Origin of the sequence: Sphingomonas limnosediminicola (genome assembly GCF_039537965.1) — a bacterium.
GTDB lineage: Bacteria > Pseudomonadota > Alphaproteobacteria > Sphingomonadales > Sphingomonadaceae > Sphingomicrobium > Sphingomicrobium limnosediminicola.
Map to the genome: position 1 here is coordinate 1,445,507 of NZ_BAABBM010000001.1, position 24,659 is coordinate 1,470,165.

26 protein-coding genes are annotated in these 24,659 nt (G+C 64.2%); 15 read left to right on the forward strand and 11 right to left on the reverse strand.

The window, feature by feature from the left end:
* Positions 1-53 precede the first annotated feature (53 nt).
* A complete protein-coding gene (rpsM, locus tag ABD704_RS07220) occupies positions 54-422 on the reverse strand; it encodes a 30S ribosomal protein S13 (RefSeq protein WP_344699003.1) in 369 nt (122 codons plus the stop codon).
* 181 nt (positions 423-603) lie between these two features.
* On the opposite strand from rpsM, the gene ABD704_RS07225 reads away from it, so the two are divergent.
* From ABD704_RS07225 to ABD704_RS07255, 7 genes are all read left to right on the forward strand, one after another.
* A complete protein-coding gene (locus tag ABD704_RS07225) occupies positions 604-1,038 on the forward strand; it encodes a DUF2127 domain-containing protein (protein ID WP_344699004.1) in 435 nt (144 codons plus the stop codon).
* A 38-nt stretch (positions 1,039-1,076) separates the two neighbouring features.
* Positions 1,077-2,003: a bifunctional riboflavin kinase/FAD synthetase gene (locus ABD704_RS07230; protein WP_344699005.1), complete on the forward strand. Its 927-nt coding sequence runs from the start codon at positions 1,077-1,079 to the stop codon at positions 2,001-2,003.
* A 46-nt stretch (positions 2,004-2,049) separates the two neighbouring features.
* Complete coding sequence (gene ileS, locus ABD704_RS07235) at positions 2,050-5,016, forward strand: isoleucine--tRNA ligase (protein WP_344699007.1); 2,967 nt, start codon at positions 2,050-2,052, stop codon at positions 5,014-5,016.
* 129 nt (positions 5,017-5,145) lie between these two features.
* On the forward strand, positions 5,146-5,646 hold the full coding sequence (lspA, locus tag ABD704_RS07240; protein WP_344699008.1) for a signal peptidase II: 501 nt from the start codon (positions 5,146-5,148) through the stop codon (positions 5,644-5,646).
* Positions 5,639-6,037, forward strand: coding sequence for a DUF3035 domain-containing protein (locus tag ABD704_RS07245; protein ID WP_344699009.1), 399 nt, complete (start codon positions 5,639-5,641; stop codon positions 6,035-6,037). The genes lspA and ABD704_RS07245 overlap by 8 nt, the downstream gene beginning before the upstream one ends.
* Positions 6,038-6,090: 53 nt before the next feature.
* Positions 6,091-6,642 (forward strand): winged helix-turn-helix domain-containing protein, encoded by a 552-nt coding sequence (locus ABD704_RS07250; protein ID WP_344699010.1) that lies wholly within the window; start codon positions 6,091-6,093, stop codon positions 6,640-6,642.
* 58 nt (positions 6,643-6,700) lie between these two features.
* Positions 6,701-7,060: a hypothetical protein gene (locus tag ABD704_RS07255; RefSeq protein ID WP_344699011.1), complete on the forward strand. Its 360-nt coding sequence runs from the start codon at positions 6,701-6,703 to the stop codon at positions 7,058-7,060.
* Here the strand turns inward: ABD704_RS07255 and ABD704_RS07260 are convergent.
* Complete coding sequence (locus tag ABD704_RS07260) at positions 7,057-7,890, reverse strand: sulfurtransferase (protein WP_344699012.1); 834 nt, start codon at positions 7,888-7,890, stop codon at positions 7,057-7,059. The genes ABD704_RS07255 and ABD704_RS07260 overlap by 4 nt on opposite strands.
* A gap of 46 nt (positions 7,891-7,936) precedes the next feature.
* Between ABD704_RS07260 and queF the strand changes: the two genes are divergently transcribed.
* Together queF and ABD704_RS07270 are read left to right on the forward strand one after the other, a co-directional pair.
* Positions 7,937-8,383, forward strand: a complete 447-nt coding sequence (gene queF, locus ABD704_RS07265; RefSeq protein ID WP_344699013.1) for a preQ(1) synthase — start codon at positions 7,937-7,939, stop codon at positions 8,381-8,383.
* The gene (locus ABD704_RS07270; RefSeq protein ID WP_344699014.1) at positions 8,384-9,394 is read left to right on the forward strand and encodes a 2-dehydropantoate 2-reductase; all 1,011 of its coding nucleotides are present in this window, start codon (positions 8,384-8,386) and stop codon (positions 9,392-9,394) included. It begins immediately after the preceding gene.
* Here the strand turns inward: ABD704_RS07270 and ABD704_RS07275 are convergent.
* Genes ABD704_RS07275 through ABD704_RS07285 form a run of 3 tightly spaced genes read right to left on the reverse strand, consistent with a single transcriptional unit; the run spans position 9,391 to position 12,451 of the window.
* Complete coding sequence (locus ABD704_RS07275) at positions 9,391-11,439, reverse strand: OPT family oligopeptide transporter (protein ID WP_344699015.1); 2,049 nt, start codon at positions 11,437-11,439, stop codon at positions 9,391-9,393. The two genes, ABD704_RS07270 and ABD704_RS07275, sit on opposite strands and share 4 nt — an antisense overlap.
* Before the next feature lie 29 nt (positions 11,440-11,468).
* Entirely contained in the window at positions 11,469-11,852 is a 384-nt protein-coding gene (locus ABD704_RS07280; RefSeq protein WP_344699016.1) for a nuclear transport factor 2 family protein, read from the reverse strand.
* A gap of 23 nt (positions 11,853-11,875) precedes the next feature.
* Complete coding sequence (locus tag ABD704_RS07285) at positions 11,876-12,451, reverse strand: hypothetical protein (RefSeq protein ID WP_344699017.1); 576 nt, start codon at positions 12,449-12,451, stop codon at positions 11,876-11,878.
* A gap of 249 nt (positions 12,452-12,700) precedes the next feature.
* On the opposite strand from ABD704_RS07285, the gene ABD704_RS07290 reads away from it, so the two are divergent.
* The gene (locus ABD704_RS07290) at positions 12,701-13,576 is read left to right on the forward strand and encodes a hypothetical protein (protein ID WP_344699018.1); all 876 of its coding nucleotides are present in this window, start codon (positions 12,701-12,703) and stop codon (positions 13,574-13,576) included.
* 79 nt (positions 13,577-13,655) lie between these two features.
* Here the strand turns inward: ABD704_RS07290 and ABD704_RS07295 are convergent, their stop codons facing one another.
* From ABD704_RS07295 to hflK, 3 genes are all read right to left on the reverse strand, one after another.
* On the reverse strand, positions 13,656-15,191 hold the full coding sequence (locus tag ABD704_RS07295) for a Do family serine endopeptidase (RefSeq protein WP_344699019.1): 1,536 nt from the start codon (positions 15,189-15,191) through the stop codon (positions 13,656-13,658).
* A gap of 98 nt (positions 15,192-15,289) precedes the next feature.
* Complete coding sequence (gene hflC, locus ABD704_RS07300; protein WP_344699020.1) at positions 15,290-16,150, reverse strand: protease modulator HflC; 861 nt, start codon at positions 16,148-16,150, stop codon at positions 15,290-15,292.
* The gene (gene hflK, locus ABD704_RS07305) at positions 16,150-17,256 is read right to left on the reverse strand and encodes an FtsH protease activity modulator HflK (RefSeq protein WP_344699021.1); all 1,107 of its coding nucleotides are present in this window, start codon (positions 17,254-17,256) and stop codon (positions 16,150-16,152) included. The genes hflC and hflK overlap by 1 nt, the downstream gene beginning before the upstream one ends.
* A gap of 72 nt (positions 17,257-17,328) precedes the next feature.
* On the opposite strand from hflK, the gene ABD704_RS07310 reads away from it, so the two are divergent.
* Together ABD704_RS07310 and ABD704_RS07315 are read left to right on the forward strand one after the other, a co-directional pair.
* A complete protein-coding gene (locus ABD704_RS07310) occupies positions 17,329-18,255 on the forward strand; it encodes an Mrp/NBP35 family ATP-binding protein (protein ID WP_344699022.1) in 927 nt (308 codons plus the stop codon).
* 22 nt (positions 18,256-18,277) lie between these two features.
* Positions 18,278-18,715 (forward strand): CoA-binding protein, encoded by a 438-nt coding sequence (locus ABD704_RS07315; RefSeq protein WP_344699023.1) that lies wholly within the window; start codon positions 18,278-18,280, stop codon positions 18,713-18,715.
* Here ABD704_RS07315 and ABD704_RS07320 read toward each other — a convergent pair.
* Genes ABD704_RS07320 through ABD704_RS07330 form a run of 3 tightly spaced genes read right to left on the reverse strand, consistent with a single transcriptional unit; the run spans position 18,712 to position 21,402 of the window.
* On the reverse strand, positions 18,712-20,058 hold the full coding sequence (locus ABD704_RS07320; protein WP_344699025.1) for a TldD/PmbA family protein: 1,347 nt from the start codon (positions 20,056-20,058) through the stop codon (positions 18,712-18,714). The two genes, ABD704_RS07315 and ABD704_RS07320, sit on opposite strands and share 4 nt — an antisense overlap.
* An 11-nt stretch (positions 20,059-20,069) precedes the next feature.
* Positions 20,070-20,984 (reverse strand): 4-hydroxybenzoate octaprenyltransferase, encoded by a 915-nt coding sequence (ubiA, locus tag ABD704_RS07325; protein WP_344699026.1) that lies wholly within the window; start codon positions 20,982-20,984, stop codon positions 20,070-20,072.
* A gap of 58 nt (positions 20,985-21,042) precedes the next feature.
* Entirely contained in the window at positions 21,043-21,402 is a 360-nt protein-coding gene (locus tag ABD704_RS07330) for a PilZ domain-containing protein (RefSeq protein ID WP_344699027.1), read from the reverse strand.
* A gap of 131 nt (positions 21,403-21,533) precedes the next feature.
* Between ABD704_RS07330 and ABD704_RS07335 the strand changes: the two genes are divergently transcribed.
* Genes ABD704_RS07335 through pip form a run of 3 tightly spaced genes read left to right on the forward strand, consistent with a single transcriptional unit; the run spans position 21,534 to position 24,645 of the window.
* Positions 21,534-22,274, forward strand: a complete 741-nt coding sequence (locus tag ABD704_RS07335) for a 16S rRNA (uracil(1498)-N(3))-methyltransferase (protein ID WP_344699028.1) — start codon at positions 21,534-21,536, stop codon at positions 22,272-22,274.
* A gap of 29 nt (positions 22,275-22,303) precedes the next feature.
* Positions 22,304-23,674, forward strand: a complete 1,371-nt coding sequence (locus tag ABD704_RS07340; RefSeq protein ID WP_344699029.1) for a glutamate--cysteine ligase — start codon at positions 22,304-22,306, stop codon at positions 23,672-23,674.
* A complete protein-coding gene (gene pip / locus ABD704_RS07345; protein WP_344699030.1) occupies positions 23,674-24,645 on the forward strand; it encodes a prolyl aminopeptidase in 972 nt (323 codons plus the stop codon). The genes ABD704_RS07340 and pip overlap by 1 nt, the downstream gene beginning before the upstream one ends.
* Positions 24,646-24,659: the final 14 nt, after the last annotated feature.

A 24,659-nucleotide genomic window follows, 5' to 3' on the forward strand; every position in this document is an offset into this window, starting at 1 on the left:
TTCCTACAATCTTGAGCTGCTGACGGTCGGTCGGAAGAGGTGAGCCGGATGGCTTACTTCTTCTTGCCCGCGATCGGCTTGGCCTTGCCCTTGCGGGTACGCGCATTGGTGTGCGTGCGCTGGCCGCGAACCGGGAGGCCCCTGCGATGGCGAAGCCCGCGGTAGCAGGCGAGGTCCATCAGTCGCTTGATGTTCATCGCGGTCTCACGGCGAAGATCGCCCTCGACCGTGAAGTCCTTGTCGATCGCTTCGCGGATGTGCAGGACTTCCTGGTCGGTCAGGTCCTGAACGCGCTTCTCGGACGTGATTCCGAGCTGCTCGGTGATCTTCTTGGCCGTCGTGCGGCCAATACCGTGGATGTAGGTCAGCGCGATTTCGACGCGCTTGTTGGTGGGGATGTTGACCCCGGCAATACGAGCCATTCGTTATCCTTCTTCAAGCTCCACAGGGCGCCCGTCGCCCCATCTCGTCGCTTAAAAGTCCCGAAACCTAACGAAAAAACCGACGCGCGCACGAATGCGCCGCCGGAACCGGTGGATCGGGATAGAAGGCAAATAGGATTCGCTATTGCGCGAGTCAAGGTGCTGAGGCTCAAGGGCAAAAATGCACGAACGGAACATCCATCGGCTGTATCAGATCAGTGTCGCGCTGAAGGGGCTTCACGCGCTCGCCGAGATCGCCGGCGGCATCGCGCTGTCGCTGTTCAGCACCGACGCGATCCTCCGGCTCCTCTATCGCGTCGACCGGCACGACGCCTTCGCCCGTTTTTTCACCCCCAACGAGCACCGCTATTACGCATTCTATTTGATCAGCCACGGCCTGGCGAACCTGGTCATCGTCGTCGGCCTGCTGCGCGAGAAGCTGTGGGCCTATCCCGCCACCTTCGCGGTGCTGAGCCTGTTCATCGCCTATCAGGTGCAACGCTACGTCTACGTGCGCGACCCCGGCCTCATCATCCTGAGCCTGCTCGACGTGATCGTCATGGCCCTCGCCTGGCACGAGTACCGCCTGGTCAAAAGGATCGTCGGCCTCCGCTGATTTGCAGCGTCGGCGCGTGGCCGATAAGGCCCCTGCCAATGCAGCGCGCGACCATCGACGACGTCCCCGACGACCTGAAGGGGAGCATCGTCGCCCTCGGCAACTTCGACGGCTTTCATCTCGGTCACCAAGCGGTGGTCGGACGCGCGGTGCAGCGCGGCTTCCACGAGCGGCGGAAGGTCATCGTCGCGACGTTCGAGCCGCACCCCGTCCGCTACTTCAAGCCCGACCTCCCGCCCTTTCGCCTCACCACCCTCGACCAGCGCGAGGAGCTGTTCGCCCACGCCGGCGCCGACGCCATGCTGGTGTTCGAATTCGGCGAGAAGCTGCGCGAGACGAGCGCCGAGGAGTTCGTCTCCTGGCTGCTCGCCGGCAAGATCGGCGCCGCCGGCGTCGTCACTGGCGACGACTTCAGCTTCGGCAAGGGCCGCACCGGAAACGTCGAGACGCTGCGCACGCTCGGTGCTCATTCCGGAATCATCGCCGAAGCCGTCGCGCCCGTCCTCGTCGACGGCGAGCGCGTCTCCTCCGGACGCATTCGTGACTCGCTGAAAGGCGGCGACATCGGCCACGCCACCCACCTCCTCAGCCGCGACTTCGCGATCGAGGACATCGTCCAGAAGGGCGACCAGCGCGGCCGCCAGCTCGGCTATCCGACTGCCAACCTCGTCCTCGGCGACTATCTCCGCCCGAAGTACGGCATCTACGCCGTCCGCGTGACCCTCGACGACGGCAGCGAGCACCCAGGCGTCGCCAGTCTCGGCGTCCGCCCCACCTTCACTCCGCCGCAGGAGCTGCTCGAGGCCCACCTCTTCAATTTCGACGGCGATCTTTACGGCCGCAAGATCGAGGTCGCGCTCCACGCCTTCATCCGCGAGGAATTGAAGTTCGATGGCATCGAGCCGCTGATCGCCCATATGAAGGACGACGAGGCCAAGGCGCGGCGCCTGCTCGCGCTCGACTAATCCCTCACATTTGCAATCTGATGAGTGACCGCTAGAGCCCGCGCCAATGGCCGACGCCCCTGAACAGACCAAGACCGACTACCGCCCGACCGTCTTCCTGCCCAAGACCGACTTCCCGATGAAGGCCGGCCTGCCGCAGAAGGAGCCGGCGATCGCCGCGCGCTGGGAATCGGAAGGCCTCTACCAGCAGATCCGCGCCGCGCGCGAAGGCCGCGAGAAGTTCATCTTCCACGACGGCCCGCCCTACGCCAACGGCGACATCCACATCGGCCACGCGCTCAATCACACGCTCAAGGACATGGTCGTCCGCACCCAGACCCTGCTCGGCAAGGACGCCCCCTACGTGCCCGGCTGGGACTGTCACGGCCTCCCCATCGAGTGGAAGGTCGAGGAGCAGTACCGAAAGAAGAAGCTCAACAAGGACGAGGTCCCGGCGAAGGAATTCCGCGCCGAATGCCGCGCCTACGCCCAGCATTGGGTCGATGTTCAGCGCGAGCAGCTGAAGCGCCTCGGTATCAGCGCGCAGTGGGACAAGCCCTATCTGACGATGGCCTATTTTGCCGAAGGCACGATCGTCTCCGAACTGTTCAAGTTCGCCGAGAGCGGCCAGCTTTACCGCGGCGCCAAACCGGTGATGTGGTCGCCGGTCGAGAAGACCGCGCTCGCCGAAGCCGAAATCGAATATGAGGACATCACCTCGACCCAGATCGACGTGGCGTTCGAGATCGTCGAGAGCCCGATCCCGGAACTGGTCGGCGCGCATGCGGTCATCTGGACGACAACGCCGTGGACGATCCCGGTCAACCAAGGAATCGCTTACGGGCCTGACGTCGAATATGGCATTTACACGTGGGGCGTGGGAGGAACTGACGGATCCGAAACGTCGGCTCGGGCAGCTCACGATATAGTGGCCGAGGCATTTCCCTGGCTTGCGGAGGCGTCCGGCCTAGTGCTCGCCAGTGACTTGGTTTCAGAAGTCGAAAAGCGCCTGCAAAAGGCGACCGCCTCAGCTGGCGACGTTGAACTTATATTGGACTCAGATGGGTCGACCTTCAAAGGCTCCGACCTCGCCGGTACCTTCGCCCGCCACCCAATGCACAAGCTTGGCGGCTTCTTCGCCAAGCCGCGTCCGTTCCTGCCCGGCGACTTCGTTACCACCGACCAAGGCACGGGCCTCGTCCACATGGCGCCCGACCATGGCGAGGACGATTTCGAACTGTGCAAGGCGAACGGGATCGACCCCGTCTTCGCCGTCGATGCGGGCGGCATGTACCGGCCCGACTGGGCGTGGCTCGGCGGCCAGGGCAGCGTCATCAACGCCAAGTTCAACGCCCCCGACGGCCCGATCTGTTCGGACCTGCGCGAGGCAGGCGCTCTGCTCGCCTCCAGCGCGGACTTCGTCCACAGCTACCCGCATTCGTGGCGCTCGAAGGCCAAGGTCATCTACCGCTGCACGCCGCAATGGTTCATCGCGATGGACAAGCCCATCGCGCAATTTTCGCCGATCACTCGGCCCGAGCAGCGCTGGGAGAATGAAGGCGGCGGGGTCAACCCGGTCGAGGACGAACCGTCGAGCAGCCCGACGCTGCGCGATCTCGCGATGCGCGCCATCGGCCAGACGCGCTTCGTCCCCGAAAAGGGCCGCAATCGCCTCGGCTCGATGGTCGAAGGCCGCCCCGACTGGGTAATCAGCCGCCAGCGCGCTTGGGGCGTGCCGATCGCGCTCTTCGTCGAGCGCAAGACCGGCGAGCTGCTTGTCGACCGCGAGGTCAACCAGCGCATCGTCGAGGCGATCACCGCCAACGGCGTCGACGCCTGGGACCCGACCAACGCCGCCGCCTTCCTCGGAGACGCGCGCAACCCCGACGATTACGAAATGGTCACCGACATTCTCGATGTCTGGTTCGACAGCGGCTGCACCCATGTTTTCACGCTCGAAAGCGGCCACTGGCCCGAAGAGCGCTGGCCCGCTGACCTCTATCTCGAGGGCTCCGACCAGCATCGCGGCTGGTTCCAGTCGTCGCTTCTGGAAAGCTGCGGCACCCGCGGCCGAGCACCTTACGACGCGGTCCTGACCCACGGCTTCACGATGGACTCAAAGGGCATGAAAATGTCCAAGAGCCTCGGCAACACCGTCAACCCGCTCGACCTGATGAAGGAATATGGCGCCGACATCCTGCGGCTGTGGGCGCTGTCGGTCGACTTCACCGAGGACCACCGCATCGGCAAGGAAATCCTCGCCGGCGTCGCCGACCAGTACCGCAAGCTCCGCAACACCTTCCGCTATCTGCTCGGCGCGCTCGACGGGTTCGGCGAGGCTGACCGCCTGACCGACGTCGCTGCCTTCCCGGAGCTGGAGCGCTACATGCTCCACCTCACCGCCGAGCTCGACGCCAAGATTCGCCAGGCGGTCGCGGACTTCGACTTCAACACCTATGTCCGCGCGCTGACCGACTTCTGCAACGAGGACCTGTCGGCCTTCTATTTCGATATCCGCAAGGATGTCCTCTATTGCGAGACGAACCCGCAGACAGGGTTCGAAACCGACAAGCGCCGCGCCTACCGCACCGTCCTCGACACCCTGTTCCATTCCCTCGTTCGCTGGCTCGCGCCCGTGCTCGTGTTCACGAGCGAGGAAGTATGGGGCACGCGCTATCCGGAAGCCGGCTCGGTGCACCTCCTGGTGTGGCCGGAAATCCCGCAGGTCGGCGCCGACGACATGAAATGGGCCAGGCTGCGCGAACTTCGCGCCTCGGTGACCGAAGCGATCGAGCCCATGCGGCGCGACAAGATCGTCGGATCCAGCCTCGAAGCCGAAGTCACGCTGCCTGACCTTCCGGCCTCGCCCGAAGAACTGGCCGAGCTGTTCATCGTCTCGGCCGTTCGCCAAGGCGACGCGTTCGGGGTGACCAAGACCGAAAATCACAAATGCGGCCGCTGCTGGCGCTTCCTTCCCGAAGTGAAGGCCGACGGCGAGCTCGACCATCGCTGCGAGGAAGTCCTGAATGCTTAAGCTATGGCTGTCCTACAGGGCGGCATCCGTGCATGCTGCCAGCAATCGCCGGACAACGTCGCGTTCGGAACCGGAAGTCAGAAACATGCGCGTCACTGCGAACATCGGGAACATCCGCGGGGCAGCGGCATGAATTTCCGCTCCGGATATTTCGTTGCGCTGATCGTGTTTGCGCTCGACCAGCTCGTGAAGTGGGTCGTCACCGGGTCGCTCGGTATCGACCGCATCGGCGACCAGCTCACTATCACGCCCTTCTTCAACTTTACCTACACCGAAAACAACGGCATCTCGCTCGGCCTGTTCAACGCGACGACCGAAGTTGGTCGGTGGATGCTCGTCGCGGTGACCGCTGCTATCGCGCTCGCCGTCGGCGTCTGGATCACGCGCGAGAAGAACCGTGTCGACCAAATTGCGCTCGGAATGGTGCTCGGCGGCGCCCTCGGTAACATCCTCGACCGCGTCCGCCACGGCTATGTCACCGACTTCGCCGACCTTCATTTTGGCGAATGGCGGCCGTTTTTGATATTCAATGTTGGCGATGCCGCGATTAGCATTGCCGTGGTGATCCTGTTGCTGCGCGCGTTCCTGACCCGTAAGGAAGGCCCCAAGGAGACAATCGAACATGCGTAAAGTCTTTGCCGTCGCTGTCGTGCTGGCCGCCGCCGCTACCGTTGGCGCATGCGCCCACAAGCAGACGCCGGACGAATTTGCGGTCGCGCGCAATGCGCCTTTGATCGTGCCACCGGACTTCAACCTCGCGCCGCCGGTCGCCGGCACCGCCGGAATCAGCGCGGGCGAAGCGCAACAGCAGGCGATCGACGCCTTGTTCGGCGGCCCGGCGCCGCGCCCGCTTGGCGAGATGAGCATGCTTGACGTCGCCGGCCGCGATAGCGCGCAGCTCGGCATCCGCTCGACCGTCCGCGATCCCAACACGCGCGTCGTCGACAAGGGGCCGATGACCGTGACGATCCTCAATGCGCCGCAGGCCGATTCCAGTCTCGCCTCGGCGCAGGCGCAATAACCAGCTATAGTAACGCGTTCATCCATTCAGCGGGGCACAACCTTAGGATTTTGATGGCCGAAGAAAGTCTCACCGCACGCCTCGCAGAGGTGGAATCCATGCTCGACCGGTCGCGCCGGCGCTTCGAAGAAGGCGTCCGGCTGGTCGAGGACGCTCACCGCATTCTCGCCGACCTGCAGCAGGCGCTGATCGGTAGCCCGCGCAGCATCTCGCCGGAGGACAGCGAGGAAGCGGCGTCGCGGTTGCTGTCGTCGCTCAAGGCGACCGGCGGCGAAATGCCCGAAAGCCTTTGCGGCGGCCGCCTGTCGGTCGACCAGGTGCAGCGCCTGATCCGCATCGACGGCCATCCGATCGGGATCACCGAGATGGAATATCGCGTGCTCGAGCTGCTGGCTTTCGCGCGCAACAATGTCGTCACCCGCGCGATGCTCCTGAAGCATCTCTATCGCCGCGCCGACGACCAGCCGCAGCCCAAGATCATCGACGTCTTCATCTCCAAGCTCCGCAAGAAGCTCCGCAATGCGAGCGGCGGCGCCGAGTTCATCGAGACGATTCCGCAGCGCGGCTGGATTCTTCGCGACATCGACGAAAAGAGCGGCGCCTAAGCGCTTCGACCGTCAGGTTTTAAACATTTGTTAGCCCTGCTCCGGTTAGCCCGGAGCAATGCTGCACCTGTTTCCAGATCCAGCGTTTGAGCCGACGTCGGAGCCCTATTCAGAGGCCGTGTCGCGGCTGGCGAGCGTTCGCCACGCGTTGCGGCTCGTCGATCCGTTCGCCGGTGGCCCAGCCTCGGATGCCGAGAACGACCTCGACGTCGCGGCTCACTGGGGTTCGGCAGGCGAGGCAAAGCGCCGCTGGTTCGACAAGAGCTCGGCTCGGCTCGTCGGTGCCACCGCTGCCGGCGTCGAGGCCCTGCTCGAGGAACGCCAAGCTGGTCGTGCGCCTCACGCCGAAGCGAGCCGTGAGCTGGTCGCGCAAATCCAGCGCGAGCTCGCCGAAGTCTCCCGGCTGATTCTCGCTTAAGCGGGACCGATCGCCTTCGGGGTCGCCGGATCGGCACCCCACTCGCTCCAGCTGCCGTCGTACAGCCGCACCGAATCGTTGCCGAGCAAGTGCGCCGCAAAGATCAGACTGTTGGCCGTCACGCCCGACCCGCAAGTCGCGATGAACGGCTGCTGAGGGTCCGCTCCAGCCTCCGCAAAGAGCCGCTGGATTTCGTCCTTCGACTTGAACGTGCCGTCCTCGTTGTAGAGCGCCGCAAACGGCAGGTTCCGAGCACCCGGAATATGACCTGCACCAACCGCCGGTCTCGGATCGGCCTCGCTCCCCTCGAACCGTGCCTTGCCCCGCGCATCGATGAATAGATCAGGAATGCCGGCGAGAATTTGCTGCTTGGTCACGACTTCCGACCGATCCTCTTCGGCATCGAACATCGCCGGCCGGTGAGCGGGCTCCCCGTTCTCCGTCGGGCGGCCCTCCGCAAGCCACTTCCCGAATCCACCATCCAGAATTGCCACATGCCGTGCGCCGAAATGCCGGAACATGAACCAGCCCCGCACCGCGTTCCGCGTCGCCGAATGATCGTAGACGACGATCCGGTCTTCGCGACCGACGCCGATCCGCTCCATCGCCTCGCCGAACACCTCGGCGCTCGGAAGCATATGCGGCGCAGGATTGGACCGGTCGCTGACCTCGTCGATGTCGAGGAATCGGGCGCCCGGTATATGTTGATCGAGGAACTCAGCCCGGCCGCTCCGGCCGGTGGAAGGCATATGCCAGCTGGCGTCCACCACGACGAGGTCAGGCTCGCCCAGATGCTCCGCCAGCCATTCGGTTGAGACCAGTGAGTCCATGGCGCAAGGATAGGCTTAACCGGCGTCCCCTGCTAGCTAGCCGCCGATGGAAACGCGTCACCTAGGCCAGCCCAGCGCCCTGCCCGCCTCGCCCGAAGAGGCGGTTCTCGACTATGTGCCGAACCCGAGGCCCGGCACGCTTTACCTCGTCCGCTTTGCGGCGCCGGAGTTCACATCGCTGTGCCCAGTGACCGGCCAGCCCGACTTTGCGCATCTCGTCATCGATTATGTGCCAGCCGATACGATCGTCGAGAGCAAGAGCCTTAAGCTTTTCCTCGGTTCTTTCCGCAATCATTGCGGTTTCCATGAGGACGTCACGGTCGGGATCGGGCAACGGTTGATGGATGAGATGAAGCCGCAATGGCTGCGCATCGGCGGATACTGGTATCCCCGCGGTGGCATGCCGATCGACGTCTTCTGGCAGTCCGGCCCGCCGCCCGAGGGGTTGTGGCTGCCGGACCAGGGCGTGGCGTCCTATCGAGGGCGCGGCTGATTGGCCGAGCTGCCGAAGGTTGCGATCGTCGGTGCCGGCTCGGTCGGCTGCTTCATCGGCGGCTGCTGGCAGGCGGCCGGCCTGCCCGTCAGCTTCATCGGTCGCGAGAAGCTCGCCGAGGACATCCGCGCCAACGGCCTGACGCTCAGCGACTACACCGGCTGGCAGACGCACCTGCCCGACGTCGACTATCGCACCGACATGGCCGTGATCGGCGAGTGCGACATCATCGTCCTCACCGTGAAGAGCGCTGACACCGCGGCAACGGCACGCGAGATCGGAGCACGCAGTCGCAAAGGCGCGACAATCATCAGCTTCCAGAATGGGGTCGGAAATGCCGACATGCTGCGGCAGGAACTCGGGGACTGGCTGGAAATCGTGCCCGGCATGATCCCCTACAATGTCGCCTATCTCGGCGGCGGCCGCTTCCACAAAGGCGTGGCGGGCAAACTCTTCGCTGAAGACCGACCCGAGACGCGCCGACTCGCGCAAGCGATTGGCGATGGACCGGCGGCGCTTTCGCTCTCTCGCGACATGCTCGGGCTTGCTTGGGGCAAGCTGCTCATCAACCTGAACAATGCGGTCAATGCTCTCTCCGGTCGCACGCTGCTCGAGGAGTTGAGCGAGCATGACTATCGCCGCGTCGTCGCCGCCTCCCAGCGCGAGGGCCTACGCATACTGCGGCGCGCCCGGATTAAGCCGAAGAAGGTCGGCGCCGTTGCTCCATCATTGTTGCCGCTCGTCATCGGATCACCCGACTGGCTGTTTAACAAGCTGTTCCTGAAGGCGTGGAAGATCGACGAACGCGCGCGCTCATCGATGGCCGATGACCTCGCCTCCGGGAGGAAGACGGAGATCGACTATATCAACGGCGAGTTGGTGCGCCTGGCCGACCGGCTGGGTACCGAAGCCCCCGTTAACAAGGCCATCGTCGGACTCATCCGTTGGGCCGAAGCCGGGGCCAAGCCGTGGGAGCCGACCGCTCTCCGCCGCGAAGTGCTGAAGCGCTAGCGGAACGAGGCTTCCGGCTCAGGCATCGCAGCATGATCGTCCGGCGCCGGAGCGTCGGAGGCGCGCGACTTCGTCCACAAGTAGAGCGCGATCACGGCGACGGCGAACACGACCAAGCTGACGTAATTTACCGCCGAATATGGCTCGATCAACGCGAACACGCTGGCACTGTCGGCTGAGCCCGCTTTCTCGGCACCGGCGACAGCCGCGGCGTAGACGACGCCCATGAGGCTTTCGCCGACGATCAGACCGGTCGCCATCAGCACGCCCATCCGCTCGGCGAATTCCGGGCTGCGCGAGCCAACAGCCCAGCGGTTGTAGAACCAGCCGAGGACCGCCCCGACGGGGATGAACAAGGTGGCTTCCATCGGAAGGTAAATGCCCATGCCAATAGCCAACGGCGGAAGATGCATGCGCTTGCCTGACGATGCCTTGAGAACCTCGTCGATGATAACGGCGACGACGCCGATGATCGCGCCTTCGCGGATCAGGCCCCAGTCGAGGCTACCGCCGAGCACGCCCTGTGCGATCGTCGAGATGATCGCGGCCTGCGGCGCCGGCAATGCGCTGGCCCGTGCGCCGGGCGCCCCCTGGAACGTGAAGGCGGTATTCATAAGGTCGAGGATCGGCGGGATGACGAGAGCGCCGAACACGACGCCGAGCACCAGCGCGACCTGCTGCCGCCACGGCGTGGCGTCGACCAACTGGCCAGTCTTCAGATCCTGAAGATTGTTGTTCGAAATCGTCGCGACGCCGAAGATGATGGCGGTCACAAACAAGGCGAAAGCGACCAGCGACTTGGTCTCGTCGCCCCCCGCTCCGCGGAACATCGCCGCGAGGATTAGCGATATGCCGAGCACCGAGAGGATTCCGACGCCCGAAATCGGGCTGTTCGACGCGCCGATCAGCCCGGCCATGTAACCGCAGACCGCGGCGATCACCACGCCGGCAATGAGGATGTAGACGATGCTAATGCCGACGGTGGCGCCAGGACTGCTCGAAATCGGGGCGGTGTTGCCGAAGGCGTAGAGCAACAGCCCGATCGGGATCATCGAGATGAGGATGACGCCCGTGACAATGCCGATCGGCATGTCGCGCTCGGTAAGCGGCAGCTGGTCAGCGCGGCCCGCCTTGCGTTCGCGGCCGGCAAGCAGCGCCGAGCGGATGCCCGATACGATCGGCCCGATGATCTTGAGCAGCGTCCAGATAGCGGCGACGCCGATCGTACCGGCACCGACCATGCGGGCCTTGGTGCGGAATGCCGTGCTCACGAGCTTCTCGAGGTCGCCTGCCGCTTGAGCGATGAGCCCGGGATCCTGCGTCCAATGCGGAACGATGAAGACCCAGCTGATGATGAGGCCGACGACCATCGCAAGGCCGACCGCGACGCCGACGAGATGGCCGACGCCAATCAGCGCCATCGACAGGCTAGCCGACATTCCCGACGCGCCCGCACCCACGCGAAAGACCTTTGCGGCCGTGTCCGTGACGATCCGGGTCTTGGCGAGGAGGAAGTAGACAGCGGCGACGATCGTCGATCCACCGATGAGCGCGAGGCCGCGCTTGTTCTCCTCGGCGCCACCGACGCCAGAACCCACCTTCAGTACTTCCGCCGCGGCTACGCCTTCCGGGTAAGGCAAGTCGGTGCCGGTCACGAGCGCTCGCCGCAGCGGCACCGAGTACATGACGCCGAGGATGCCGCCGATACCGATGACGGCGACGGACAGCCAGTAAGGAAAGCCGGTCCACCAACCGACCATGATCAGGCCGGGCAGCACGAAGATGATCGCCGAAAGCGTTCCCGCCGCCGAGGCGATCGTCTGGACGATATTGTTTTCCTGGATGGTCGTGTCGCGGAAGGCCTTGAGCACGGCCATGGAGATCACGGCGGCCGGGATCGATGTCGCGAAGGTGATGCCGATCTTCAGCCCGAGATAGACGTTGGCGGCGGTGAAGACGACGGTGATGAGCGCGCCGAGGACGATGCCCCGGATCGTCAGTTCCTTGACGTTCTCGCCCGCCCGCAGGCCCTGATCTACCGACATTCAGATTTCCCCTTGGATAAATGCCGGCGTCAAATGCCAGGTGCCGGCGTCGAATGGCGGCGCAGCGCCCGCCACTCGCCCTTGTCTTTGACCCACACGTCGGTGAGCAGCACGCAATCTTCGATCACCCGCCCGAGATATTTGACCCGCCAGGTGGCGCGGATGGTGCCGACCATGACCTCGTCGAGCGCGGTCGCGTCCTGCACCTCGACTTCGATCGAATCGACGTCACGGCGCTGGATCGCGTCCAACCACTCATCGCGATGCATCATGAAGGGGCCGGTCGAGCGCGTGCCGATCAGCACGAAATCGGGGTGCACCAACGCGCGCAGCCGGTCCATGTCCTTGCTGCACAGGGCATCGCGCCACTCGCGCTCAAGCCCTTCGATTAGCTGGCAACTTTTACAACCCACTCAGTACGTTCTCCCAAGCCTCTTTAGGGCCGAACTTTCTGAAAACGAAAGACTGTGTCGTAACGCTGCATGAGAAGCGCGTCGCCTTCGCGTTTGAGCTTCTCCCCGTCGAAGCGCGCTTTCCCCAAGTCATTGCGATGAAAGCGGAAAAACAGCCGGTGGCCCCTATCTGGCGACAGTGGAAAGACCTGCCCAGTGGGACCGTAGACCGGCATTTCCGGCGCAATCGCCTTGATCGGCGCGTGGCCTGAAACGTCGACGCGGCCCGAATCGTCCGCGGAGATCTCGAATCCCGCGTTCGAGTCACTGGACGCGATAGCCTCCAGCGGGTGGCCCCATTCAAAGCCTGGATCCTCTAGCGTCATGTACAACTCGCCCTTCGGCGCGGGGTCGTCGCGGACTAATTCGAAAGCCGGCGCTTTCGGCATCGGATTGCTGGTCAGCGTCACATCCGCGCCCGCGGTGCTCCAGGTACCTTCCGCTTCCTCATCGACCGCGCCATAGGACAGACCGTATCGGAAATGGCCGTCTGGCTTGAGCTCTAGACCGGCCGCGACCTCAATTTGGTGCGTCTCGTACAGGCCGGCTGGTGAAGGCAAGGGCGTTGCTGCGCTGCAGGGCAGGGCGGCGGCTGCAATAAGAAGGGCAAGCGTCTTCTTCATGGCTTCGCTCTGGAACCTGCCTCATCGAAGGCCCCTGCGCTACCGTAAACCGAGCTATCGCTTCCGCCATTGCGGAGCCTCGTCCGCTACCGTAGCCTAATCCCTGTTAAGCGTACCATGGACCCGTGACGGGTTAGGTCCCCGTTCCGCGTTCGAGGTGCACGCGCCTTTATGGGGGATCTGATCATGCCCGACGAAAAACCGGTCGAAGAGGTCGACGTCACCAAGGAATGGCGTGCGACGCACGGACAAAAGTCCGCTGCCGCGCGCCTTCGCATATTCGCCGCCATCGCCTGGTTCATTGCGATCGGTACCGAAATCGCCGGCATCGTCATGCTCCGGCAGCATAGGTTCGACCACGGCAATCTTCCGCTGCTGATCGGTCTGCTAGTCGTCATCGCGGTCTTCGCCATCGGCGGGAGCCTGATGTGGAAGGCAGCGAACAAGCACGACCCGGCGCGTCAGTCCGACACGGCGAGGTTCTTCTTCCAGAACCAGCTTGGCGCAATCATCACGGTGATCGCCTTCCTGCCGCTCATTGTCCTGATCCTCATGGACAAGGACATGGACACCAAGAACAAGAAGATTGCCGGCGGCATCGGCATCGTGCTGGCCGCCGCGGCGACCTTCATCGGCATCGATTTCAACCCGCCATCGGTCGAGCAATATACCAAAGACATGAACAGCTGCGCGGCGCAGATCAAAGCCAACCAGCCCACGACGGCTTGTTCGCCCGAGGTTGCCGAGCAAGCCAAAGCCATCGCCGCGGACTCCAAGACGGTCGCCGACGCGACGAAGGACGCCGCGCACCCGAACGGTCAGGATGTCGTCTACTGGATCGCGCCGGAAAATGGCGCGAAGAAAGCCGCGACGCCGCACGTCTTCCATATCTGCAAAGGCGTGAGCCCATTGAAGGGCAAGACGGTCAACCAGGGCTCCGTGACGGAGGCCTATGCGGAGAATGCGACCCGCATTACCAAGCAGATCCCGATGGAGCAGAAGCAGTGCGGCTTCGGGGCTGCCGCAGCGACGGATAAGGCCGTCACGACGAACGCAGCTTAGTCGAGGAAAAGGAAAAGCCGTCACGGGAGCGAATCCCGTGACGGCTTTCTCATATCATCCGCCCCAAGGGAGCGGATGCTTACTTTCCGCTGATGTCGACGCCGACGAATGCTTCAGGCGAGTTGCCTCGCTTGACGAGCAGGAGGACACTGGAGCGTCCTGACTTGCGCGCCGCGTCGACCGCGCCGACCACCTGGGCCGGGGTGGTCACCAGCTGATTGTTGACCGACACGATAAGATCGCCGCGCTGCAGGCCTTCGTCGCCAGCGTCGCTATTAGGATCGACCGCGGTGATGATGACGCCACGTGCCGTCGCGGGCAGGCTCGCTGCACGGGCGAGTTCAGGCGTTAGCGTCGCTAGCGACAGTCCCAGCGCCTTCTGCGGTGCGACCGTTGTCGAGCCGGTGCCGCCACCGGCGGTGCCGGTGTCGCCACCGCTGAGCTTCGCCAGGGCTTCCTCCGTGGGCCGTTCGCCAACCTGGATGGTTACGGCCATCCGGCGCCCGCCGCGCACGATCTCAAGCGGGACCCGCGAGCCGACAGTGGTGTTGGCGACAAGGTAGGAAACCGTCTGGTCGGGCGTAACAGGCTGGCCATTGACGCGAACGATGACGTCGCCCTGCTGCAGTCCGCCGCGTGCCGCCGGACCGTTCGGAACGACCGAGCGCACGATTTCGCCGCTGTCCTTGGGAAGGCCGAGGCTCGGCGCGAGGTTCTCGTCGAGCGGCTGAAGGCCGACGCCGAGATAGCCGCGCGACGGCCGCTGGCCCTTCATCAGCGAATCGACGACCGGCTTGGCAAGCTCCGCCGGGATGGCGAGGCCGATTCCGACCGACGCACCGGTCGGCGAAATCAGCGCCGAGTTGATGCCGATGACGTTGCCGTTGAGGTCGAACATCGGTCCGCCCGAGTTGCCCATGTTGATGGCCGCGTCGGTCTGGATGTACCGGTCGTAGGCGCCAGTGCCGGTAATGCCGCGGTGGAGCGCGGAGATGATGCCGGCGGTGACGGTGCCACCAAGGCCATAGGGATTGCCGATCGCGAGGACCCAGTCGCCGACCCGCGCCTTGGTGCTATCGCCCCAGTTCACATAGGGCAGGTTGCGTCCTTCGATCTTGAGGACAGCAAGGTCGGACGTCTCGTCGCGGCCGATGATGCGGGCCGGATACTCCTTCCGGTCCGTCGTGATGACAGTGACCGTGTCGACCGTGCCGGAGCCGTTGACGCCCTGAACCAGGTGGTTGTTGGTGACGATGTAGCCGTCAGGCGAGATGATGAAGCCGGAGCCGAGCGAACCGGCCTCGCGGGTCCGCGGCTGCGCACCGCTGCCACCGCCCTGACTCTGACCCTGCGAATTGGGGTCGAAGCGTTTGAAGAATTCCTCGAACGGGTCGGCCTGCGTGCGCACCGGCACACGCTGCTTGGTCGAGATGTTGACGACAGCCGGCTGCAAGCGAGCGGCAAGGTCGGCGAACGACATTGGCGCCCCGCGCGGCGCGGAAGCAAGGCTCGATGGCGAGTTCTGAGCCACCTGAGCGCCCGCTTGCCCCGTTGCGAGGGAGAAGGCCGTTCCTCCCAAGAGCAGGGCCATTGCGACCCCATATGCGTAGCGCACTTTTCCGGACTCCTTCAGTCTCATCGATACTCCATATGTTGGCAGTGGGCGCAAGGCGCTAATCGCTGCAGCGGCTTAATGCTGTTTGAACGCCCCAACTATCGTGGTCGCCCCGAGAACTCCTTCAGATAATCATTTTGCGGCGACAAGACGATGGTCGTCGGCGAAGCCTTCTCCTGGCCATCGCCGATGAACGTGATCTGATAACTCTGCATCGCACGGTAGAAATCGTAGAAATCGGGATCCTTGCCGAAGCTTGCGGCATATACCCTCGCAGCGTCAGCGTCAGCCTGGGCACGAATGATCTGTGCCTGTTTGCCTCCCTCGGCAAGAATCGAGCGCGCCTCCTGCTCACGCGCCGTACGCATGCGATCGAACGCCGCACTGAGCGGAGCACCGTCTGGCAGGTCAGTACGCTTGATGCGGACGTCCAGCACCTCGACGCCATATTGCCGGGCGATCTTGTTTAACGACGTACGAACGCTGTCCATGATGCCCTGACGTTCCGGCGTCAGCAGCTGGGCGAACTCGATGCGGCCAAGCTCGTTGCGCACTTCCGACCCCAAGATCGGGCGAAGCTGTTCGGTCAGCTGCGCCTCTGTGCCGGCGCGGATATACATCAGCAGCGGGTCGACGATGCGATAGCGCGCGAATGCGTCGACCTCGAGGCGACGCTGGTCGGTCGAGATGACCTGCTGACGCTGCATGTCGACGTCCTGAACGCGCTTATCGATCCACACGATCTGATCGATGAAGGGGATTCGGAACGATATGCCAGCGCCTGCGGCCCCGATCGGCCTGCCTGCCTCGAATTGGTTCAGGACGGCCACCGGCTTGCCGAAGCGGACGACCACCGCCTGTTTAGTTTCAGGGATAATGGGAAAGGCCGACAGCAACAGTCCAAGCAAGAGGACCAGAAGGCCCGCCGCCATAAGCGGGCGGCGATGAATGAAATCCATCACTGCTGCGCCTCCTGCTGCTGGGTGGACTTCTGGACCTGCGGCAGCGGCAGATAAGGCGTGATGCCCGGCGCTTCGATGATCGTCTTGTCGACCTTCGAAAGGACCTGCTCCATCGTCTCGTAATACATGCGGCGGCGAGTAACCTCCGGAGCGAGCTTATATTGCTCGTAAACCTTGTCGAACGCCGTCGCGTCTCCCTGTGCCTTCTGGCGAAGCTGAAGGGCGTAGGCATTCGCGCCGTTGATGTAAGACTGCGCCTTCTGCTGCGACGCCGTCACCTGCTTGAAGGCGTCGTTCACTGCGGCAGGCGGGTCGGCCTGCTTGATTGCGATGCCCTGCACCTGGATGCCGGCACGATACGAATCGAGGATGCGCTGCATGCTCTCGGCAACCTGCGCCTCGATCTCGGCGCGGCGGTCGCCCATCGCGTCGTTCAGGCTGACGCGGCTAACGACCGATCTCATCGCGCTTTCGGCGACCTCGCGGATCGTTTCATCCGGCTGCGCAAGCTGGAACAGGTAGAGCTCCGGTGTGCGGATGTTCCAACGGACCTGGTAAGCGATGTCGATCAAGTTCTGGTCGCCCGTCAGCATCAGGTCGTTGGCGTCGTCAGATCCCAGGTCGATGTTCCGAATGTTCTCGACGTCGATCTTGGTGACGCGGTCGATCGGCGAGGGAAGCGTGATCCCGACGCCGGGACCAAGGGTCGAACTGTAACGGCCGAACCGGAGGACGACGCCGCGCTGCCCCGGCGAAATCGAGTGGATCGAGGTGAAGACGAGCCAGAGGGCTATGAATCCGAGCACGGCCCAGAAGATCAAGGCGCCGCTCGGGCGTGTCGGCAATCCGCCGCCGCCGCCGCCACCACCGCCGAAGCGGAGCCGCTTGCGCAGCAACTCGTCGAGCGATGCAACATTGGCCGCAGGGTTGAGGCCCGCCCGGCGCTTGCGCGGCGGCTCGCCCCACGGACCTGCGCCCTGGCCATCGTCAGGCGGCGGTTCGGAACCGCCACCGCTGCCAGAGCCACTGCCTGAGCCCCAAGGCCCCTTTGTGTCGGCGAACAGGCCGCGGACGCGGCTGCCCCACCCGGAAATGATGTTCATCGAGCGCGAATATAGAGAGGGTTACGGCGAAAAACAGTGGCAAGCCGCGCGGCGGCTCCTATGTCGCGCGAGATGGCCGACGCTCTGGACAATTTGCCCCACGAGGACCGCGTTCGCTCGCGAAAGCTGAGCGGCGGCGTTGCGACAATCATCGCCGACGCGACGGGGCTCAGCGAGGCCGAGCGGAAGGCGCTGGAGGACGAATTGCGCTCTGCCGCGATGAACGCGCCTGGCGTCAGTGAAGCGCGTGTGGCGCTCACCGCCACACAGACCGCACGGACGCTGATCGCAATCGGCAGCGGCAAGGGTGGCGTCGGTAAGTCCACCGTCACGGCCAACCTGGCCGTGGCGCTTGCGCGCGCTGGCAAGAAGGTCGGCGTGATCGACGCCGACGTTTACGGGCCATCGCAGCCCACCTTGTTGGGCAATCATTCGAAGCCTGAGGGCCGAGATGACAAGCTGCTTCCCGTCGAGGCGCATGGGGTTCGGTTCCTGTCTCTTGGCCAGCTTGTTTCTCCAGGGCACGCGCTGGCCTGGCGTGGCCCGATGGCGACGGGAGCGCTGGCAAACCTGATTGACGCGGATTGGGGCGACACCGAGGTCTTACTCGTCGACCTTCCTCCTGGCACCGGCGATGTCCAGCTATCGCTGATCCAGCGTTCTCGGCCCGCGGGCGCCGTGATCGTCTCCACGCCGCAGGACCTGTCGCTGATCGACGCCCGGCGTGCGGTTGACCTGTTCAACAAGACCAGCGTGCCGATACTCGGCGTGATCGAGAATATGGCGACCTACGTTTGCCCGCATTGCGGCCAGGCGTCGCACCCGTTCGGCACGGGCGGCGCTGAAGATGCTGCTGCGGAGATGGGCGTGCCGTTCCTCGGACGTCTGCCGCTGTCGCTTGCGATCCGCGAGGCGTCGGACGCGGGTCAGCCGCTCGCCGCCGAGGAAGAGATCTTTGCCGCCATCGCCGCGAAACTGTTGGCCGCCGTGGCGCATTGAGCGCGGCGAGAGGAATGTTTCGATGCCCCTGACCCGCGACGAAGACATTGCCGAGTTGCTGACCAATGCGCGAACGATTGCGGTCGTCGGCGCATCTGACCGCCCCAATCGACCATCATATGGCGTGATGAAGTTCCTGCAGGACTGGGGCTATCGGACCATCCCCGTGAACCCGCAGATCACCGGCGAGCATGTGCTTGGCGAATTCGTCTGGCGGGAGCTGGCTCAGATCGGCGTGCCGATCGACATTGTTGACATCTTCCGTCGGCCTGAAATGGCGGCCGAGGCGGTGGAACAGGCGATCTTCGTCGGCGCCAAGGCGGTATGGATGCAGATCGGCGTGATCAACGAGGAAGCTGCTGCCCGTGCCGAGGCAGCCGGCCTCAAGGTCGTGATGGACCGCTGCCCGAAAATCGAAATTCCGCGGCTGCGAGTCCCGCGAATCGCCGCCGACGCCTAAGCCGCGCCGACCGTCATTTCCGGTATGAGGATTGTCGGCGCGTCGATTCCGCGCCGGAACTCGAGATCCGCCCCCGGCTCTAGCGTCGCGAACATGTCGATCAGGTTCGAAGCGATCGTGATCTCGGCAACCGGCTCCGCGATTTCGCCGCCCCGGACCATGAATCCGACGGCGCCACGGCTGTAGTCGCCGGTCACGGCGTTCACGCCCTGCCCGATCAGCTCGATAATCAGCACCGCTTCGGGAAAGACGGAGAGCAATTCCTCGCGGCTCCGCTGTCCGGCTTCGATATAGAGATTGCTGGGCGCGGCGCCCGGCGCACCGCCCGCCCCGCGCGCGGCGTGACCGGTCGGCTCGATGCCCAGCTGCCGGGCTGACGCGCTCTCTGCAATCCAACTCTTTAGGACACCGTTCGACACAAGTTCGCACCGGGCGACGTGCACGCCTTCAGCATCGAAGGGGCGTGACCGCAGCCCGCGAAGTCGCAAGGGATCGTCGACGATCGTCACACCCCTGGCAAAGATCGCCTCGCCCATCTTGTCCTGCAGGAAGCTCGTCTTGCGAGCGACCGAGGACCCGCTGATCGCGCCGGAGAAGTGGCTGAGAAGGCTCGACGACACTCGCGGGTCGAAGATGACCGGATATTTGCCGGGTTTTGGCCGGGTCGGATTGAGCCTCGCGACCGCGCGGGCACCGGCCTTGGCACCGATTTCCGCCACATTGTCCAAGTCTTCGAGGAAGCGGGCGCTGTGCCAGGCGTGGTCGCGCTGCATCGTTGCGCCCTCCCCCGCCACCACTGACGCCGAGCAGCCATGCCCACTGCTGCGATAGGCGCCCGAGAAGCCGCCCGAAGTTGCTAAGGCCATGATATTTCCCGAGGCGGATGCGCTCGCGCCGCTTGAGTTGGTCACGCCCTCGACGGCCAGTGCAGCGCGTTCCGCTTCCAACGCGCGCGATTTCAACTCGGACGGATCGGGCTCGAACGGGTCGTAGCTGTCGAGCCACGGCAGTTCGCCACGCTCCAAAAGTACCTCAGGTGCGAGCCCCGAATAGGAATCCTCGGGTGCTTCGTTAGCCATTGCGAGGCAGCGCTCGACCAGCGTGCCAAGCACTTCGTCGGACAAATCGGAACTGGCCACCGTCGCCGAGCGCTGGCCGACGAACAGCCGCAGTCCGATTTGCTCGCCTTCCGATCGGCTTACAGCCTCGAGCTCGCCAAGGCGTACTTCGACGCTCGACGAGCTGCCGCCGACGTAAAGGGCGTCTGCGGCGGAGGCGCCGGCGGCAATGCCGCGTTCGACCAGGGACTCGGCGATCCGTTGTGCGTCTTCGGGTACTTGCATGGCCGGGGCGCCTAGCGCGAGGTGAGCCCGACGACCAGCATCGCGAGGAACACGAGCAAGCCGCAGGTGCGGTTAGACCGGAACAGCCGCAGCGCCAGCTCGCCATCCTGAGGGTCCGCGCGTAGGGACTGGTTGGCGAGGTGGAGCGCCGCCGGTACCAATGTAACAATGGCCAGCCAGTCGGAACGGACGGACCACACCGCCGCGCACCACAGGAGCAATGCCGCCGCGTAACAGGCACCAACACCAACCGCAGCTTTGTTACCAAGACGCCTCGCCGACGATTTTACGCCGACCAGCGAGTCATCCTCGATGTCCTGAATCGCGTAGAGCGTGTCGTAGCCGACCACCCAAGCCACGCTGCCAAGCCAAAGAAGAATCGCCGGCCATTCGAGCTTTCCCGTCACGGCCGGCCATCCGACCAGCGCTCCCCAGGAAAAGACCAGGCCGAGCCAGGCCTGCGGCCACCAGGTGATGCGCTTCATGAACGGGTACGACGCGACCGGTAGAATGCTCACGAGCGAAATGATCGCGGCTGTGACGTTGAGCTGGAGCAGCACGATGACGCCGATGACGCACAAGAGTCCGATGAGGAGCCAGGCAGCGCCGAGCGACACGCGCCCGCTCGCCAACGGCCTCAGCCGCGTTCGCTTGACATTCCGGTCAAGCTCCCGATCGACGATGTCGTTGTAGACGCAACCCGCACTACGCATCGCGAAAGCGCCGAGCGCCAGCCACAGGAACAAGAACCATCTGCCGTCGACCCCAGCGAGCGCGACGCTCCACGCGCACGGCCAATAGAGCAGCCAGGTTCCGATCGGCCGGTCGAGCCGCATCAGCGACGCGAACGGCCGAATGCGCGGCGGCAACGCGCCAATGAATCCGCGCCGCTCGCTGTCGGGAACGATGTCGGTATTAGCGGCCATGGGCTGACGGCCTAGCCGAGTGCAGCTTGGCCGTCAGCCCAAGGGAATGGAGTGGCGGTTAAGCGAGCCCTCGACGGCCAAACACACGGCCAGAGCCATAATTCAGCGAGCGGATCTGATTCAGCGCCTTGCGCTCACGCGTCGATACCGCGCCTTCCAGCCCCTCGGCCGAATCGAAGCAGGCGCCGATCTTACCGTTCGACGCCCAGCGAACCTTCGCGTCCATTTCGCCGCGGTCGGGTATGACGAGGCGAAGCGCCTCTTGCGGCCCGAACTTGTCACCAGTGAACTGACAGCCTTCGAACGAAATGTCCGAGACTTCGACAACCGACCGGCTGCCGTCCGGACGGAACGCCAGACCGACCAGGTCGACCGGCCGGCGCCTCTCGCGCCTTTGCTCTTCTTTACCCCAGCCCATGTTTCGCTCCCATTCTGCAAGATGGTGAAAGCTACATTATCCATTGCGGCGCGGGAGCCGTTGCCCGTTAACCGTCCCGCGCAGGGACAGACGGCGTAGCGGCGGGCGCGAGCAGCCGCTAAGCCGCGCATATGCCCGCGACGCCCGCTTGGCCGCCAAAGAGCCTCCCCCGCCTGTTCGTAAGATCGCCGCTCAGCGAGGGCGCGAGCGTCGAACTCGATGCGGGCCAGGCGAACTATCTCGGCAATGTGATGCGCCTCGGCGCGGGCGCTGAGCTGCTGGTGTTCGACGGAAAGTCCGGCGAGTGGCTCGCGCGCATCGCCGATGCCGACAAGAAAAGGATGACGCTCAGCGTCGAGCGCCAGACGCGGGAGGCGGAAACGATCCCCGACGTCTGGCTCGCCTTCGCACCCGTGAAGCGCACACAAACCGACTGGCTCATCGAAAAGGCCACGGAGCTTGGCGTTGCTCGCCTGCTGCCGGTGATGACCCAGCGAACGGTCGCCGAGCGCGTGAAGCTCGAACGATTGCAGGCCATTGCGATCGAAGCGTCGGAGCAATGCGGACGCACGATCGTCCCAAACGTTTCGGAGCCAGTGTCTTTGAGCCGTTTTCTCGCGGATCGGGATGAGGAACGTGCCCTCTATTTCGCCGACGAAAACGGCGGCGCGGCTGCCGCTGCGTCATTCAAGCCCGGCCCGTCCACGATTCTGACCGGACCCGAAGGCGGGTTCACCGACGGCGAACGCGCGCTTGTCCGCGCCGCGCCGAATAGCGTCGCCATCTCGCTCGGTCCGCGTATCCTACGGGCCGAGACAGCTGCCCTCGCGGCCATCGCCGCTTACATGACAACAGCAGGCGACTGGCGCTGACGCAGCGGCGAAGCTAGGGCGCGTTGCAAATGACAACGCGAACCGACGACCGTGCCAGCCCGCTCATCGAGAGCCGTGACGACCTCTTGTCGGTCTTCGCGCGCGGCGAAAAACCCGCCGAACGCTGGCGCATCGGTACCGAGCACGAGAAGTTCGTGTATCGCCTCGCCGACCATCGCGCGCCGAGCTACGACGAGCCCGGCGGCATCCGGGACCTGCTCAACGGCCTCACCGAATATGGCTGGGAGCCGGTCATCGAGAACGGCAACGTCATCGCGCTTAGCGGGGTAGATGGGAACATCAGCCTGGAGCCTGCCGGCCAGTTCGAGCTCAGCGGCGCCGCGCTCGAAAACCTCCATCAGACCTGTGCGGAAGCGGCGCGCCACCTCGATCAATGCAAAGCAATCGGCGAGCGGCTCGGTCTCGGCTTCCTGGGTCTCGGCATGTGGCCCGACAAGACGCGCGCCGAGCTGCCGATCATGCCTAAGGGCCGCTACGCGATCATGCTCAATTACATGCCGAAGGTCGGCAGCCTCGGCCTCGACATGATGCTTCGCACCTGCACGATCCAGGTGAACCTCGATTATTCGTCCGAAGCCGACATGGTGAAGAAATTCCGCGTCGGCCTGGCACTGCAGCCGGTGGCGACCGCGCTGTTCGCCAATTCGCCTTTCACGGAAGGCAAGCCCAACGGCTTCAAGAGTTTCCGCAGCCACATCTGGGAAGACACGGACCCTGATCGCACGGGCATGCTGCCCTTCGTGTTCGAGGATGGGTTCGGATACGAGCGCTACCTCGATTATGCGCTGAACGTGCCGATGTACTTCGTCTATCGCGACGGGAAGTACATCGACGTCGCGGGCGAGCGATTCGGCGATTTCCTCGATGGCAAGTTGCCGCAGCTTCCGGGCGAAAAGCCGACCATTACCGACTGGACCGATCACCTCTCGACCGCTTTCCCGGAAGTGCGGCTGAAGAGCTTCCTCGAAATGCGCGGCGCGGACGGTGGACGCTGGAGCCGGATCTGCGGCCTTCCCGCTTTCTGGGTCGGCTTGCTTTATGACGCTCAGGCGCTCGATGCAGCGTGGGATCTCGTGAAACATTGGAGCATCGACGGGCGCGAGAAGCTGCGCCATGACGTGCCCCGCCTCGCGCTTGAAGCGGTTACGCCCGACGGTGAGACCATGCGCGATTTCGCACGTCGCGTGCTGAATGTTTCCGCGGACGGCCTCACGCGCCGCGCGCGCCTCAATAGCGCCGGCGACAATGAGGGCGGTTTCCTTGATCCATTGCGCGACGTCGTTGCAATGGGCATGACCCCCGCCGACCGCCTTTTGCAGAAGTATGAGCAGGAGTGGGGCGGCGAGCTGTCCCACATCTATGAGGAATTCAGTTTCTGATGGACATGCCAGCCACCACGCGCCGGAGCCTATATCCGGAGATCGAGCCCTATGAGACGGGCTTTCTCGACGTCGGTGACGGCCATAAGCTCTATTGGGAACTGACCGGAAATCCCAACGGAAAGCCGGCCGTGATGCTTCACGGCGGTCCGGGCGGCGGCTCGAGCCCCGACCATCGGCGGCAGTGGAACCCGGACAAGTACAAGATCCTGGTGTTCGACCAGCGCGGCTGCGGCAAGTCGACGCCTTACGCGAGCCTCGAGAACAACACGACCTGGGACCTGGTCGACGATATCGAGAAGCTGCGCACGCAGGTTTCCAAAGTCGAAAAATGGCAGGTATTCGGCGGCAGCTGGGGCTCGACGCTCTCGCTCGCTTACGCCCAGAAATATCCGGAGCGCGCGACCGAAATCATCCTTCGCGGCATCTTCCTGTTTGATCAGTATGAGATCGACTGGATGTACAAGGATGGCGGCGCGTCGCAGATCTATCCGGACAAATTCGATGAATTCCTGGCGCCGATCCCGGAGGCCGAGCGCGGCGACCTGGTCGAAGCCTACCGCAAGCGGCTGACCGGCGACGACAAGACTGAGCAGCTTCGTGCCGCGCAAGCGTGGAGCAAGTGGGAAGGCGACATAGTCACACTGCTTCCGAGTGCCTCGACAATCGAGCATTTTACTTCGCCCGAAGTCGCTGTCGCGGTCGCTCGGATCGAGAACCATTACATGGCCACCAACGGCTGGTTCGAGGAAGGCCAGCTACTGCGCGGCGCCGAGAAGCTGCGCGGCATCCCCGGTGTCATCGTCCAGGGCCGCCACGATACCTGCACACCGCCGGTCGCCGCGTGGAAGCTCAAGAAGGCGTGGCCCGAGGTCGAACTGAACATCATTCCTGACGGCGGGCATCTGTTCAGCGAGCCTGGCGTGCTGGACGGCTTGGTGCGAGCTACCGACAAGTTCGCCGGGCTATAGGCCGGCGCTCGGGA

Coding starts and splice junctions, on each gene's coding strand:
- ABD704_RS07320 (WP_344699025.1), bottom strand. CDS start 20,058: ATGCAAGTACCCGAAGACGCACAACGGATCGCCGAGTCCCTGGTCGAA.
- ABD704_RS07290 (WP_344699018.1), top strand. CDS start 12,701: ATGCCCGACGAAAAACCGGTCGAAGAGGTCGACGTCACCAAGGAATGG.
- ABD704_RS07335 (WP_344699028.1), top strand. CDS start 21,534: ATGCCCGCGACGCCCGCTTGGCCGCCAAAGAGCCTCCCCCGCCTGTTC.
- ABD704_RS07310 (WP_344699022.1), top strand. CDS start 17,329: ATGGCCGACGCTCTGGACAATTTGCCCCACGAGGACCGCGTTCGCTCG.
- ubiA (WP_344699026.1), bottom strand. CDS start 20,984: ATGGCCGCTAATACCGACATCGTTCCCGACAGCGAGCGGCGCGGATTC.
- ABD704_RS07340 (WP_344699029.1), top strand. CDS start 22,304: ATGACAACGCGAACCGACGACCGTGCCAGCCCGCTCATCGAGAGCCGT.
- ABD704_RS07230 (WP_344699005.1), top strand. CDS start 1,077: ATGCAGCGCGCGACCATCGACGACGTCCCCGACGACCTGAAGGGGAGC.
- ABD704_RS07245 (WP_344699009.1), top strand. CDS start 5,639: ATGCGTAAAGTCTTTGCCGTCGCTGTCGTGCTGGCCGCCGCCGCTACC.
- ABD704_RS07315 (WP_344699023.1), top strand. CDS start 18,278: ATGCCCCTGACCCGCGACGAAGACATTGCCGAGTTGCTGACCAATGCG.
- ABD704_RS07255 (WP_344699011.1), top strand. CDS start 6,701: ATGCTGCACCTGTTTCCAGATCCAGCGTTTGAGCCGACGTCGGAGCCC.
- lspA (WP_344699008.1), top strand. CDS start 5,146: ATGAATTTCCGCTCCGGATATTTCGTTGCGCTGATCGTGTTTGCGCTC.
- ABD704_RS07330 (WP_344699027.1), bottom strand. CDS start 21,402: ATGGGCTGGGGTAAAGAAGAGCAAAGGCGCGAGAGGCGCCGGCCGGTC.
- ABD704_RS07260 (WP_344699012.1), bottom strand. CDS start 7,890: ATGGACTCACTGGTCTCAACCGAATGGCTGGCGGAGCATCTGGGCGAG.
- ABD704_RS07275 (WP_344699015.1), bottom strand. CDS start 11,439: ATGTCGGTAGATCAGGGCCTGCGGGCGGGCGAGAACGTCAAGGAACTG.
- rpsM (WP_344699003.1), bottom strand. CDS start 422: ATGGCTCGTATTGCCGGGGTCAACATCCCCACCAACAAGCGCGTCGAA.
- ABD704_RS07225 (WP_344699004.1), top strand. CDS start 604: ATGCACGAACGGAACATCCATCGGCTGTATCAGATCAGTGTCGCGCTG.
- hflK (WP_344699021.1), bottom strand. CDS start 17,256: ATGAACATCATTTCCGGGTGGGGCAGCCGCGTCCGCGGCCTGTTCGCC.
- ileS (WP_344699007.1), top strand. CDS start 2,050: ATGGCCGACGCCCCTGAACAGACCAAGACCGACTACCGCCCGACCGTC.
- ABD704_RS07250 (WP_344699010.1), top strand. CDS start 6,091: ATGGCCGAAGAAAGTCTCACCGCACGCCTCGCAGAGGTGGAATCCATG.
- pip (WP_344699030.1), top strand. CDS start 23,674: ATGGACATGCCAGCCACCACGCGCCGGAGCCTATATCCGGAGATCGAG.
- queF (WP_344699013.1), top strand. CDS start 7,937: ATGGAAACGCGTCACCTAGGCCAGCCCAGCGCCCTGCCCGCCTCGCCC.
- hflC (WP_344699020.1), bottom strand. CDS start 16,150: ATGGATTTCATTCATCGCCGCCCGCTTATGGCGGCGGGCCTTCTGGTC.